The organism is Pantoea alhagi (genome assembly GCF_002101395.1).
GTDB classification, from domain to species: domain Bacteria; phylum Pseudomonadota; class Gammaproteobacteria; order Enterobacterales; family Enterobacteriaceae; genus Mixta; species Mixta alhagi.
The window spans coordinates 4002926-4016183 of the sequence record NZ_CP019706.1 but is presented as its reverse complement, the minus strand read 5'-3'; the positions used below and the strand labels follow the sequence as shown (position 1 = coordinate 4016183).

Below are 13258 nucleotides of genomic sequence, written 5' to 3'. Positions count from 1 at the left end.
TGTGAAAAGGGTTAGCATCGTTGAGGTCGCTAAACAGGCTGGCGTGTCGGTTTCAACCGTATCGCTGGTGCTGCGTCAGAAAGGAAAGATTTCCGCTGCCACCATAGCGCGGGTGCATGAAGCGATGAGCGCGCTGGGCTATGTGCATAATGTGGCCGCCGCCAATCTGCGCGCCAATACTTCCAACCTGATTGGCCTGATTGTGCCTGATTTCAGCGACAGCTTTGCCGTTAAAGTGATGGCGAGTATCGTGCAGGAGCTGGAACGTCAGCACTATATGGTATTTCTGCGACAGCCGCAGGATGAAGGCGACGCGCTTGAGCGCTGCCTGCTCTCCTTCAAACAGCAGGGCGTCGCGGGAGTGATCTATCTGGCATCAGATGTCACCGCCGCCTTGCTGCCGGAAAAGATCCGCCGCTGTCCGCTGCCGCTGGTGGTGGTTTCGCAATCCCTGCAACAGGATGGCTGTAATTTAGTGATGCGAGATAACCGGCAGGCAGCCTCTCAGGCCACCCGCTATCTGATTGAACGCGGCCACCGTAATATCGCCTATATCGGCGGCACGGAGAACGATCGGATTCGCCAGCAGCGTCTGTTGGGTTTTAGCAGCGCCCTGGCACAGTACGGGATGACGCTTCGGGAGACATTAACGCCCGCCTGTGCTGAAAGTACCCAGGCGGCAAGCCTGGTAACGCGTCATCTGTTGGAGAATAACAACACAATTACGGCGCTGCTCTGCCATTCACCAAATGCGATGATTGGCAGTATCAGCGCTATTTATCAGGTTGGTCGTACGCCTGGCAAAGATGTGTTTCTCACGCAACAGGTGGCGCTGCTCGGCTTCGAAGATATGCTGCATGTTAACCTTACCTCGCCATCCTTCACTTATGTCTCCTCTGCCAGCGAAGAGACAGGCCGACAGGCCGCCGCCCTGATCCTGCGCAAGCTGAGCGAGCCGGATCTTCCCCCGCAGCGCATCACGCTTTCCGGCCAACTGGTGGTGCGGGAATCAGCATAAAGCCCGGTGGTTTAAAAAACAGACTTGACGTGTAAAGCGATCGTTTTACACTTTGTTTATGAATAAACGAAATGAAATCATTGTGGGTGCTGCGCGCATATTTGAAGCTGAAGGCTTTCGGGGCGTGGGTGTCGATCGTGTTATCGCGCCCGTGGGCGTCTCGACCCGCACGCTCTATAAGCATTTTGGCACGCGTGACGGGCTGGTGATTGCCGTGCTTGAAGCAAGGCATCGTGCATTTATGGCGCGCTTAGCAGAAGAGACGGCGAACGCCGATCCGATCGGGTCACTGTTCGATACGCTGCAATGCTGGCTGGAACAGCATGGCGCGCGCGGATGCATGTTGCTGCGCGCGCGTAGCGAGTATAGCGAGGCCAGTCCTGAAATCGTTTCGCTGGTCGGCCAGCAGAAAGGTGAATTTCGTGATGAGATTGCAAAGCGTGTGCGGCGTGTTCTTGGCTATGATGACGCACATCTGAGCGCCCAAATCTGGATACTGTTTGAAGGCGCGACGGCGGCGGCAAGCGTCGCCAGCCACGCGCTCACCAACGATGCGCGGGATGCCGCGCTTTTGCTGGTTGACATTGCCCGAGCGCGCAACGGATGAGATCCGGACTTAATCTGATCGCCGCAGCTTTTACTCTGACCGCGCTTTCCTACGGTCTGGCGCGCTTTGCTTATGGGTTGCTTTTACCTCAGATTCGTGCCGAACTCTCCCTTGATGTCACTATGGCAGGATGGGTTGGAAGCGGCGCCTTTGCCGCATACTGTGCGGGTATTCTTTTCACTTTTTATGGCAGCGGTAAACTCAGCGCCCGTACGATTGCGCTGTCGGCCGGTTTCGCCGCAACGGCGGGCATGGGGCTGGTTTTCGTTGCCTCTTCAGGCGCGGGGCTGGGCGCAGGCATTGCGCTCGCGGGATTAAGTACCGGCCTGACATCCCCTCCGCTGGCTACTGCTGTCACGCGTCACTTCAGCGGGAAGGCGCGTCCAAAAGCTAACGCGATAATTAACGCCGGGACGGCGGCGGGTATCATGTTTTCTGGAGCAACGACGCTGGTAGCTGTCGGAGCATGGCGCGAGCTTTATGCCTTATTTGCACTAACTGGCGGAGCCGTAACCCTCTGGCTCTGGTTTGCCATTCCTGCCTATACCAGTACCGATGTAGGGAAAGTTAGCTTTAAAATCTTAACGCGTCCCGGTCTCCTGACGCTTTGCATTAGCGCATTTTTGATGGGCCTCTCCAGCACGGCAATTTGGACATTTGGAGCGGATATTTTACGTGGCAAGTACGGGTTTACCGATACGGATATCGGCTGGGCCTGGATTGCACTTGGCGTGGCTGGTATCGGTGGGTCCCTGACGGGTATTTTAACTAACCGGTTCGGTACCGCACGCATCCATATATTTGCACTGCTTGTAATGGCGACAGCAATGGTGGGATTGACTGCCGCTTCGCTGTCACCAGTTTATGGTTTCGTTGCCATGAGCGTCTTCGGTGCTGCCTATATCGTTTCTTCAGGTGTTTATCTGATACAGGGCATCAACCTCCTCCCGGACAGACCAGATTTAGGCCTTGGCATTCCTTTTCTGGTTCTGGCGCTGGGTCAGGCTGTAGGTACGCCTCTGTTCGGCGCTGTGCTGGAGGGAGCTGGCGTGATAAGCGCGCTTATTCTTTTTGCTGCAACCGCCTGTCTGGCAACAGTGATTCGCCCTTCGCGATAGGATCGGCTGGCAACATTTTGCATATGAGGGCTGTGAGGAGATATCTGTAATCAGAAGCGCGGCGTTCTGACAGCACCAGAGAGAAAATGGTCTCTTTTCAGGGTGATAATCTTTTGAACTTTACCTCAAAAGGAAGAGATCATGACCACGCTTCGTCTGCCTTATTTCACACTCTCTAATGACGCTTATATGGGCCTGATTTCCACTAAAAAAGCCTTAGAAAACAGCACGCTGGGAAAGGTGCTTGTTGAGCTTATCTATCTGCGCGTTTCTCAAATGAACGGCTGTGCCTTCTGCCTTGAAATGCATGCGAAATCACTGCGGGAATCGGGGGTAGAGAACGCTAAGATTGATGCGCTTGCCGGATGGCGCGTCAGCCACCATTTCGATGATAAAGAAAAAGCTGCTTTGCAATGGGCAGAAGCGCTGGTCAGGGTTGATGAGACATTTGCCTCTGATGACGACTTTGAACCGCTCAATAAGTTTTTTACCGATGTTGAAATTTCCGATCTCACTTTCGCCGTTTCGCTTATGTCAGCCTTTAACCGGCTTGCCATAGGAATGAGACAGTAAGCCTGCCTCAACGGATCAAGCCTCACTCATGTGGGGCTGATCGGCACGCTATTTTAGCGCTACACAGGGGTAAACCGGCAATAAACCGTTTTTATTCGCCACCTAAAAGCCATCCCGTCAGATGTTTTATTTCCCAGAATAGTAAGGAAACTCTGAATACTCCTCTTTTTGCGCTGCCTAATATATTGAAATTAATGCATATTATCTGCAGGGTTTCACCATGTGATCTGAGTAGGTTTACTTGATCTTGCTTATATTTCAATCTGTATCTTTAGATTGCGTGATGTTTTTACATAGCGGATGGCTGTCGCCTTTCAGAGGTTGCTATGACGATAAAGAAACGCTTTTTCGATATCCTTGTTGCCTCATTTTGTTTGCTTCTGCTCATGCCGTTTATGTTAATCACGGCGCTAATTCTGTGGCTAACAGGTATGAAACCCTTGTTTAGCCATCCCAGAATGGGGCAGGGTGGCAAAATCTTTTACTGCCTGAAATTTACCTCCATGCTGCCGATGGAGAAAGTTTCTGCTGCTGAACAGGCGCGTATACGGCATGAGCTGCAGCTCTACAGCGTGGTAAAAAACGATCCGCGCGTCACCCGTTTCGGCGCCTTCATTCGTAAAACCAGTATTGATGAACTTCCGCAGTTTATTAATGTACTCCGGGGCGATATGTCGGTTATCGGACCGCGTCCCATCGCGGCGTATGAAAAAGATAAATATGGGCGCAGTTACCGCTATTACTGTTCCGTAAAACCCGGTATTACCGGCCTGTGGCAGGTATCAGGGCGTGACGATCTGCCTTATCACCGTCGCGTGGCGATTGATCGCTATTACAGCCGTCGCCGTCGCGCCCGAATGGATATCTATATTTTTCTGAAGACGTTCGGCGTGGTAGCCGGTATGAAAGGGGTGAACTGATCATGGAACAGCTTTTTTCTTACCGACGCTGGCTGATCATCAGCCCGCACGCTGATGATGCAGAGTTGGGCTGCGGCGGCAGCATCGCCAGAGCTGTCGACGCCGGTATTGAGGTGCATATTGCGGTAGTGATACTGAAAGGGGAAACCCATCTGCGTGGGCAGCGTTATGTTCCTGCTTCCCGGCGCTATCAGGAGCTGGCCGCCGCTATGAACAGCGCCGGGGCGCACTATTCCGTGCTGAATTTTGTTAACGAGGGGGAGTGCTTCGATCTGGCCTCTTCAAGCCAGTCTGGCTGTGTTCAGCAGCTGGATACGCTTATTGAAGAAATTCAGCCTGAGCTGCTGCTGATGCCGGTTCCCTCGTTTCATCAGGAGCATCAGTGGGTCTATAACTGCTGTGTTGCCGCTACACGTCCTACCAAAAACCCGCGTTCGCTGCGCCTGATCGCCGCGTATGAGTATCCGGCTGCCGGGTGGGGTAACTCCTCATCCTGGGACAGTTCGCGTGGCGCGCTGTATATCAATATCAGCGATTATTTAGTGGAGAAACTGGCGATGCTGGCAGAACATCAATCGCAGATGTCTGCGGCAAGAAATGCGCTTATCTCACTCGATGGCGTAAAGCGACTGGCATCATTTCGGGGCGTTGAAGCGGGATACGATTATGCAGAGATGCTCTATTTTATGCGTGGATGGATTGATTAATAAATCTTTCTGACCGCAGGCGGGCTTGCTGACGATGAGTTAAACCGGATAACGATGAAAGCATACCCGGCTTTTAGATTGCGGTTATATCATTAAAACTAAAAAGGGCGTGTAAATCAGGCCCGTTTCGCGATGGAATTTAATTACCACGCGGTCCAGCACGCTTACTGAGGTAATGTCCCAGAAGTGGGCATGCGTTACGTCAATTACCACATGTTTAATCGCCTCGTGGAAGTCGAAGTGGTTGGTGAAGCGGTCAGATGAGGCAAAAAAGACTTGTCCGGTCACGGTATATGTACGGGTATCTAACGGATTGTGCAATCATTGCGCAACCCGCCATGCCGCCGATAAATGAGGTGCAGATATTGGCAATGCCCTGTGCCTTGCACTCGCGGTTTTTATCGCCCGGCGTGTCCGTCATATCGTCCACGATAGTGGCCGTCATCATTGACTCCAGCAGTCCCACCACGGCGAGCCCCGCCGAGTAAGGCAGAATAATTAGCAGCGTATTGAGGTTAAACGGGATATCCGGGATAAGGAATACCGGCAGGCTGTCGGGCAGCTTGCCCATGTCGCCTACGGTGCGGACATCCAGATGCAACCACAGGGAAAGAGCGGTCATTTGCCGCCATATTGCTGAGGCGAAAAGCGCCTGCTGTTGCACAGACGCGCGACATGAACAGCAGCGGGAAAAGCTTATGACCTCTCAAGACGCTTTATGGTATTCGGGCAATAACTTTTATTTCGAAATCGAAACCGGCCAGCCAGTTAACCCCAACCGCCGTCCAGTTTGGATAGGGTGCCTGGGGAAAGATCTCCTGTTTAACGGCCATGATGGTTGCAAACTGGTTTTCAGGATCGGTGTGAAAAGTAGTGACATCAACCAGATCGTCAAACCCACAGCCTGCGGCTTTGAGTGTTAACCGCAGGTTTTCAAATGCCAGCCTGACCTGCGCGGCAAAATCCGGCTCCGGTGAGCCATCTTCACGGCTGCCGACCTGCCCGGAGACAAACAGCAAATCACCCGAACGAATAGCAGCTGAATAGCCGTGCTGTTCATACAGAGCATGGCGACTGGCCGGGAAAATCGTTTCGCGTTCCATTATTAGCTACCTCTCTTTAGCTGTTACAGACGGGGATGCGTGAGACACGCAATTCATTTAATATACAAATCGTATGTTAAATAGATAACACATACGCTGCGTATGTCAAAACAAATACGTACCGTATGTCAAACAGGGAGAAAAAAGTGGCTGTCGGACGTCGTGCTGAAATGATGGAAGAAAACAGAAACAAGCTTATCGCTGCAGCGCGCAAAGCGTTTGCGGAAAAAGGGTTCGCTGCGGCATCAATGGATGAGCTGACGGCAAGCGTGGGGCTGACTCGTGGCGCGCTGTATCATAATTTCGGCGACAAGCGCGGGCTGCTGGCTGCGGTGGTGGCACAGGTGGATGGCGAAATGGCGCAGCGGGCAAAAGAGATCGCCAGTACCGCTGAAGAGGGCTGGGATCGTTTACTGGCTGAGGGTATCGCCTATATAAAAATGGCGCTCAATGCAGAGGTCCAGCGTATCGTATTGCTGGATGGCCCCGCTTTTTTAGGCGAACCGTCAGGCTGGCCCAGCCAGAATGCCTGTTTTGAGGCGACACGCAGCGCGGTAGCCGGGTTGATCGAACGTGGCGTAGTAAAACCGGTTGATGTGGAAGCGGCGGCGCGGCTACTTAACGGCGCAGCGCTGAATGCGGCCCTGTGGGTTGCCGCGGCGGAACAGCCCGAACAGCAACTGCCAAAAGCGATTGAGGTCTTTATTCATATGGCAGAGGGGCTGCGCTTTTAAAGAGGCGTGAGTAGCTTATTAGCCATTTAACGATGAAAACGGACCAATATTGAAGCAGGGAATTGGGAGCCGCAATGCTCCCGCTCCGTTTCAGCACTCCACCCACACGGCGCCCGCATCTGCCGAACGCACGCAATTTTCTACCCAGCGCACCCCCGCCAGACCCGCATGTACATCCGGGTACCAGAAATCACTGAGGAACGCCGTATCGCCGCGATCTGTCGCATCTATTGCCAGCGCGAAACGACGATAGAGATTTGACCAGGCTTCAAATAACCCTTCCGCATGGCCGCCGCTAATACGATCTTCTTCCAGAGCGCGCGCGTTAAGATAACCCATGCCTCGCTCAAGAATGCGTACCGGTTCGCCCTGGACTTCATAGCGCAGCTGATTGGGTTGTTCATCCCACCATTCCAGGCTGGCTCTGGAGCCTGTGATTCGTATCTTTTGACTGTGCATAGCGCCGGCGTTTACCGCCGAAGCCCACATGCTACCCACCGCGCCATTCCTAAACTCCATCAGTACATACGCGTTATCCTCCAGCGGCGCGCGGCTTTCAATAAAGCTCTGACGGGCGCACATCAGGCGTTTAACCTGCAGCCCCGGCACCATGGTTTCCGCAATAAATAAAGGATGTGTCGCCAGGTCTCCCAGCACATAGCTGGGCCCCACGAAGCGCGGATCGACGCGCCAGCGCGTGCTGGGGTTTTTTAACTCTACCGCCTCGCTGTGAAAGCCGTGGGCGAACTGCATATTGATAATCCGGATATCGCCCAGCTCGCCGGCAGCAATCATCTCCCGCGCCTGATGGATGAGCTGGTAACCGGCATATCCATAGGTGACGCCGATAATTTTGTTTTTTTCTGCGCTTAAACGCTCAAGCTCATCGGCTTCCTGGGTGGTAAAGCACAACGGTTTTTCGCAGATCACATGCAGGCCAGCCTGTAGCGCCGCCCGGCAAATGGCAAAATGCGTATTATTGGGCGTGGCGACAGAGACCGCCTGAATGCCATCTTCCCGTGCGGCTTCTGCGGCAAACAGGCTTTCATAGTCGGGATAACAGCGTTCCGGCTGAACGCCCAGTGCGGTGCCAAACGCCAGGCCGCGTTCAGCATTAACATCAAATGCGCCGGCCAGCAGCGTGAAGGCGCTGTCACGCTGCGCCGCTGAACGATGAATATAACCAATCTGACTGGTTTCGCCGCCGCCTACCATACCCCAGCGCAACGAATGTCCGAGGGGATTAATGCCATTAATCATTTCCGTCTCCTTAAAAACCAATGGATTGCAGATAGTTCAGGCTTGCCGTGACGTCGCGCAGACTGGTATCGGCATCGCGCGGATCCCTTTCCTGTTCGATAGTGATCCAGCCCTGATAATGACGCTGTCGCAGAAACGCATGAATTCGCGGATAGTTAATCGCTCCGCTGCCCAGCGGGCACATTACGCCCCGGGCACAGGCGGAGAAGAAATCGATCTCATCGTTAATAACCTCCCGCCATACGGAGGCGTTGATATCCTTAAAATGAAGGTAGTCAATGCGATCCCAGAATTTGTCGAGAGCGGTAATGGGATCCATGCCGGAATAAAACAGATGGCCAGTATCCAGACAGAGACCGGCAACGGAATGGGGAATATCCGTCACCAGTTGCTCAATTTCGTCCTGATATTCAATGCATCCTCCGGCATGCGGATGGATCACCGGGCGCACGCCGTACTCTTTCCAGGCTATCTCACTGAGTGCGGATATATGCGCCATCATGGCTTGCCATGCAGCAGCAGAGAGACGGGGGGCTTTTGTCGGCTGGCCCGCTAAAGCGGCACGCTGCGGATTGCCAAAATCAATAATGACCAGGTAGGGGGCTGGCTTATTATTACCATGAGCTTTTTCGGCGGAGGGCGCAGCTTTAAGGTTGCGGCAGATATTATGCGTAAGCTCCACCATCGCCGGAAAATTCTGTTCGCTGACCAGATCGTCAAAAATGGTACCGGCAACAAGAGAGAGATCGTGCCTGTCCAGAGCCTCCTTCAGTTCATCTGCCTGTACCGGCAGATAACCCCAGGGGCCAAGCTCTATGCTTTTGTAGCCCGCCTGCGCCGCCTCATGCAGGACTTTCTGCCAGGCGGGTAAATAGGGATTTTTCGGGTCGTCCACCCCCCAGCTGCAGGGCGCGTTGGCGATAAAAAGAGGCATAGTATGTTCTTCCCGCACGGTAAAATGTGCAGGCAGTATCAAACGAAAATTTCATTGCCAGCAACAATGAAATTTTCATATTTTGATGGCGATCATGATTTTTTATATCATAATTATGATGTGTTTCTATCATTTGACGGTTGAGGCAGGATTACCCTGTTACCGGGTTAAATATTTTCACGGATCACCAGATCAAAAGGCACGGTTATATGAACCGGGATGGCATCACCGTTGTGGAAGTTATTGATAAACGCGCGCACGGCTGTTTCCGCAATTAAATCAATTCGATGTCTGATCATCACTTCAATGTGGCCTTCAATAAGCGCGAGGTCGCCATTCACCACCGGACCATGGCAAAGCAATTTTATGTTCTGTCGACCGCTCTCTTTAATGGCTTCAAGAACGCCTTCTATTCCACCGCAAGGCGCGTAGATCATGGCAAGATCGCGATGATTTTTGAGCAATGTTCTTGTGGCTGAATAGCCGCCCTCAACGTTTTCATGCGTTTTTAACGGCTCAAGAACCACATAACCGTTATTTTTTTCACGCAGGAAGGAGCGAAAGCTGATCTCACAGCTTTCCTGACAGTTAAAACGATGGTCGCCCAGCAAAACGCCAATAACGCCCTGGCTTTGTAATAAGCGATCGGCAAACCATCCGGCGGTACGTCCCGCTTTTTGGTTATCCAGTCCAATATAGCCAGCATGTCCACAGGGCGAGAAATCAGAAAAAAGGGCATAAACCTGAACGCCAGAGGCGGCAATTTTTTTAATGGTGTGTCGTATCAATGGGTGGTCAAGGGCCACCAGGCCAATGGCATCAACCCGCTTTGCCAGGCTCTCCAGAGAGGTCACCATGCTCTCTACATTCTGAATATCACGCCATAAAAACTCAGGTTCATGTTGGGCGTACTCATGTGCGTAGCGCCGTAATGCGTCTGCAAGCGGCTGATAGAAAGAGTGATCTTTTGATAACAGAATAAAACCCATACGAACGGGAATTTTTTCCGGCTTTTTCTCGCTGGCCATTACCTTCAGCATCTCTTCACGGTATCCCAGCCGTTCCGCCGCCAGCAAAACCTTTTGTCTGGTTTCCTGGCGGACCGGCGTCCGGTTGTTTAAAACACGATCGACGGTGGCAATACCGACTCCGGCTGCTTTAGCAACAGCAGCCATAGAAACTTTTTTCATTGCTTTATCCCGGATGATAAATTTTTATCATTATGCCGATGCGTCAGGGTTCCTGCAAAATCTGTGACAGCCGGTAAAAGCGGAATGCCAGCGCGCTGACATCCGCTATGGATGTTCTAACGAACGTGAGGGAGGTCGGAAAACCGTGTGGTATAGGCGGGGGAAAGCATTTCACGCTTCATCTGCCAGGGCTTCTGAATACCCTGACCGGCAAACCAGAGCGTGCCGCGCCGGGTATGATTCAGGCTGTCAACAACACGCATCAGCGCTTCGCTGTTTACCCTGGGTTTGATCTCATCAAACAGTCCCGGCTGCGCCACGCCATTTTGGTAAAAGTCGCCCAGGATAATGCCGGCTTTCGCATAGCGTGGCCCGTGCAACCATATCTGTTCAAATATGCTTAGCGCCATTTTAATGATGTCGCGCGTGTCATTGGTTGGGATCTGACAGGTCACCGCTCCCTGTCGGGAACAATATCCGCCTGCAGTGTCATAACCGCTGGTGCGAAAGAAAACCGTAACAGAGCGACAGAACTGCCTGTCTTCACGCAGTTTCTCGGCGGCGCGTTCGGCAAAAGCACATATCGACTGACGTACCGCATCTTTATCCGTCACTTTAACGCCATAGGAGCGGCTGCAAACAATTTGTTGCCTGGCGGAGGGGATCTCTTCTAACGCCAGACAAGGTTCGCCACGCAGTTCACGCACCGTGCGTTCCAGTACCACGCTAAATTTTTTACGAATCAGGTGAGTATCGGCAGTCGCCAGATCTAACGCCTTTTTAATGCCCATAGCGTTAAGATGCTTGCTAAGGCGCGCTCCCACGCCCCAGACCTCACTGACATCTACCAGCGCCATCAGTTTTCTCTGACGCACGGGATCGGTAAGCACGACCACGCCGCCCGTTTTGGTCCATCGCTTAGCGGCATAGTTGGCCAGCTTCGCCAGCGTCATGGTTGGCGCGATGCCAACCCCCAGCGTCAGATGCGTTTCACGCTGTACGCGGCGGCGTATCTCGCGGCCATAAGTTTCCCAGCACACCAGCTTTCCCATGCCCTGCAGAAATAGCCATGATTCATCGATAGAGTAGACCTCGGTTTTAGGAGCCATCTCTTCCAGAATCGTCATTACCCGCAGGCTCATGTCAGCATTTATGTGGAATGGAAAATCTACAGATATTATTGGTATTTTAAAGTCTGCTATGAGCGAAAAGCGGACATTCCAGACTTTCAATCTAAAAAAACCGCGAAACCTTAGTAAGCAGATCTGCACGCTTTTGTGAGAATTAACACGGGAGCTGTTTTCCTGCGTTCTGAATCCCCTGAGACAATCACTTTCTCCTTATCCCAGCCGCCATAGCTGCAGTAACGACGCTTAAAAAAGCTGTGAGAACAGTCAGAGAAAATGACAGCGATCCGGCTGTCAGCAGCGCGCTTGCGATGATAATGCCAGCAGCAATGGCCGTACGCAGCAGCGCAAATACCTGAGCCTTCTGATGCGGGGGAGACAACCTGTCCAGTATCAGAGAAAAGTGCGTACCCAGAGGTGCCGTCACTGAACCGATAAAAATGACGCCCATGATGGTCGTTATTACCGAGCAGTTAACTGCCACCGCTATCGCTCCGGTGATCATAACCAGAAGCTGTATCAGTACGGTGCCGGGCGCTGACATACGGTTACGGATGCTCACCAGCGCCCCGCCGATTACCGAGGCCAGACATAAAGGAACGGTAAAAATTACGGCGTAGGCAGGCGTGTAGTGAAACTCAAGCGCCAGCGCGACGGCCCCTATCTCTGTGGCCCCGACGACAGCCGCAACGGCTGTGGCACAGACCAGCCAGAGCGCCACAGGCCGGGTTAATGTCCTCTGCCTGCTGACTGCCGTTGGCGGTGAATTGTGCACGTCCTGGCCGGGTAGGAGCAGGGCCGGCAGCAGGCCCAGGGCCGCTATCACGCACAGTGAAAGGGCCGGGGAAAGCGTGCCCAGCGCGGACGCCACCACCGGTGCCAGAACAAAAATGACTTCATTCAGCGAGGCGGCCAGTCCGAGCGCACGGGGCAGACCGCCCGCATCAACCAGATGATTCAGGATGACCCGCAGATATCCCTGGGCGGCACCCGTTACCAGGCCCGCCATACCGGAAAGGACAATCATGACCGGAAACGGCAAACGGAACCAGGCTGCCAGGGCGATGGAGAAAAAAGAGAGGGTACGAAACACTATCAGGAATCGCAGGTAACGCACGGGGCCGTACCGGGAGCCCAGCCGCGTGAACGGCAGCACGCCGGCAATCTGTGCGGCCGTCATTGCCAGTATCATGGCCGCACCGCCCCTGCTATTCCCTGTCACGCTGAGTGCAAGCAGCGAGAAAGCAATCGGACCGGCGCCCTGTGGGAAGCTCAGCAGAGCGGAAGCGGCAAGCCATCTCAGCAGCGCCCGCGGAAGTCTGAAAAACGGTCGTTTTCCAGGAGATGTGTTACTGGCTGAAGGCGGGGACAAATTATTCATGGCTGGCGCGCTTCTGCTGCCTCCTGTTTATCAGAAATTCCTGCCAGTCCGGGCAACGTCCGGCCCGGAGCAGGGAGCGCCGGGCCGTCAGGCGCGGTAAGACTCAGGCGTCCGCATACTCCATGTCTTTATGGGGGATGCCGTCATCCAGGTATTCACCGGACACCGTTTTAAACCCGAATCCCTCATAGAACCTGACGAGGTGAGACTGTGCCGAGAGCTTTATCGCCTTGCCCGGCTCATAATCGTGAATAAGGGACATCGTTTTTTCCATCAGCCTGACGCCCAGTTTCTGTCCCCTGAATGCGTCATCAACAATCACCCGCGTGATTTTCGCCGCATCAGGAGAGTCATCCACATGCAGCACCCTTGCGTAGGCGACAAGCTTTTCGTTGCTGTAGCCGGCAACGTGGAGGGTACTCTCAGGCAGATCCTGCCCGTCAATATCCTGAAACGGGCACGTCTGCTCCACGACAAAGACCGCGATGCGCAGCGCCAGAATATCATGCAGCTGCCGTGCGCTGAGGCTGCTGCCCCGCAATGCCTTCCAGCTTATTTCCATCTTTAACCCTTACGATGTTTCTTA

The 13258-nt window shown here is 53.4% G+C and carries 14 protein-coding genes and 1 pseudogene; 7 read left to right on the top strand and 8 right to left on the bottom strand.

Annotated features, from left to right (window positions below; all coding sequences use genetic code 11):
* Nucleotide 1: 1 nt before the first annotated feature.
* The 6 genes from B1H58_RS18980 to B1H58_RS18955 all read left to right on the top strand — a co-directional run bounded on the left by B1H58_RS18980 (nucleotide 2) and on the right by B1H58_RS18955 (nucleotide 4943).
* Entirely contained in the window at nucleotides 2-1018 is a 1017-nt protein-coding gene (locus B1H58_RS18980; RefSeq protein WP_085071992.1) for a LacI family DNA-binding transcriptional regulator, read from the top strand.
* A 58-nt stretch (nucleotides 1019-1076) separates the two neighbouring features.
* On the top strand, nucleotides 1077-1625 hold the full coding sequence (locus B1H58_RS18975; protein WP_085071991.1) for a TetR/AcrR family transcriptional regulator: 549 nt from the start codon (nucleotides 1077-1079) through the stop codon (nucleotides 1623-1625).
* The gene (locus B1H58_RS18970) at nucleotides 1622-2743 is read left to right on the top strand and encodes an MFS transporter (RefSeq protein ID WP_085071990.1); all 1122 of its coding nucleotides are present in this window, start codon (nucleotides 1622-1624) and stop codon (nucleotides 2741-2743) included. Before B1H58_RS18975 ends, B1H58_RS18970 begins: the two co-directional genes overlap by 4 nt.
* 141 nt (nucleotides 2744-2884) lie before the next feature.
* Nucleotides 2885-3316, top strand: a complete 432-nt coding sequence (locus B1H58_RS18965; protein WP_085071989.1) for a carboxymuconolactone decarboxylase family protein — start codon at nucleotides 2885-2887, stop codon at nucleotides 3314-3316.
* A gap of 326 nt (nucleotides 3317-3642) precedes the next feature.
* Nucleotides 3643-4236 carry a sugar transferase gene (locus B1H58_RS18960; RefSeq protein WP_085071988.1) on the top strand — a complete coding sequence of 198 codons (594 nt, stop codon included), beginning with the start codon at nucleotides 3643-3645 and terminating at the stop codon, nucleotides 4234-4236.
* A 2-nt stretch (nucleotides 4237-4238) separates the two neighbouring features.
* Nucleotides 4239-4943, top strand: a complete 705-nt coding sequence (locus B1H58_RS18955; RefSeq protein ID WP_085071987.1) for a PIG-L deacetylase family protein — start codon at nucleotides 4239-4241, stop codon at nucleotides 4941-4943.
* Between the two features lie 126 nt (nucleotides 4944-5069).
* Here B1H58_RS18955 and B1H58_RS18950 read toward each other — a convergent pair.
* Both B1H58_RS18950 and B1H58_RS18945 read right to left on the bottom strand, forming a co-directional pair.
* Nucleotides 5070-5565 (bottom strand): annotated as a pseudogene (locus B1H58_RS18950) (SulP family inorganic anion transporter); the annotation flags it as partial.
* A gap of 94 nt (nucleotides 5566-5659) precedes the next feature.
* Nucleotides 5660-6046 (bottom strand): RidA family protein, encoded by a 387-nt coding sequence (locus B1H58_RS18945; protein ID WP_418304132.1) that lies wholly within the window; start codon nucleotides 6044-6046, stop codon nucleotides 5660-5662.
* 146 nt (nucleotides 6047-6192) lie between these two features.
* Here B1H58_RS18945 and B1H58_RS18940 point away from each other — a divergent pair, with 146 nt between their 5' ends.
* The gene (locus B1H58_RS18940; protein ID WP_085071985.1) at nucleotides 6193-6780 is read left to right on the top strand and encodes a TetR/AcrR family transcriptional regulator; all 588 of its coding nucleotides are present in this window, start codon (nucleotides 6193-6195) and stop codon (nucleotides 6778-6780) included.
* A 90-nt stretch (nucleotides 6781-6870) separates the two neighbouring features.
* Here the strand turns inward: B1H58_RS18940 and B1H58_RS18935 are convergent, their stop codons facing one another.
* From B1H58_RS18935 to B1H58_RS18910, 6 genes are all read right to left on the bottom strand, one after another.
* Nucleotides 6871-8040 (bottom strand): Gfo/Idh/MocA family protein, encoded by a 1170-nt coding sequence (locus B1H58_RS18935; protein WP_085071984.1) that lies wholly within the window; start codon nucleotides 8038-8040, stop codon nucleotides 6871-6873.
* A gap of 10 nt (nucleotides 8041-8050) precedes the next feature.
* Nucleotides 8051-8974: a TIM barrel protein gene (locus B1H58_RS18930; RefSeq protein ID WP_085071983.1), complete on the bottom strand. Its 924-nt coding sequence runs from the start codon at nucleotides 8972-8974 to the stop codon at nucleotides 8051-8053.
* A 167-nt stretch (nucleotides 8975-9141) separates the two neighbouring features.
* Entirely contained in the window at nucleotides 9142-10164 is a 1023-nt protein-coding gene (locus B1H58_RS18925; protein ID WP_085071982.1) for a LacI family DNA-binding transcriptional regulator, read from the bottom strand.
* A gap of 116 nt (nucleotides 10165-10280) precedes the next feature.
* Entirely contained in the window at nucleotides 10281-11435 is a 1155-nt protein-coding gene (gene umuC, locus B1H58_RS18920) for a translesion error-prone DNA polymerase V subunit UmuC (protein WP_257788819.1), read from the bottom strand.
* A 58-nt stretch (nucleotides 11436-11493) separates the two neighbouring features.
* Complete coding sequence (locus B1H58_RS18915; RefSeq protein WP_257788830.1) at nucleotides 11494-12663, bottom strand: MFS transporter; 1170 nt, start codon at nucleotides 12661-12663, stop codon at nucleotides 11494-11496.
* Nucleotides 12664-12775: 112 nt separating this feature from the next.
* On the bottom strand, nucleotides 12776-13234 hold the full coding sequence (locus B1H58_RS18910; protein WP_085071979.1) for a GNAT family N-acetyltransferase: 459 nt from the start codon (nucleotides 13232-13234) through the stop codon (nucleotides 12776-12778).
* Between the last annotated feature and the right edge of the window lie 24 nt (nucleotides 13235-13258).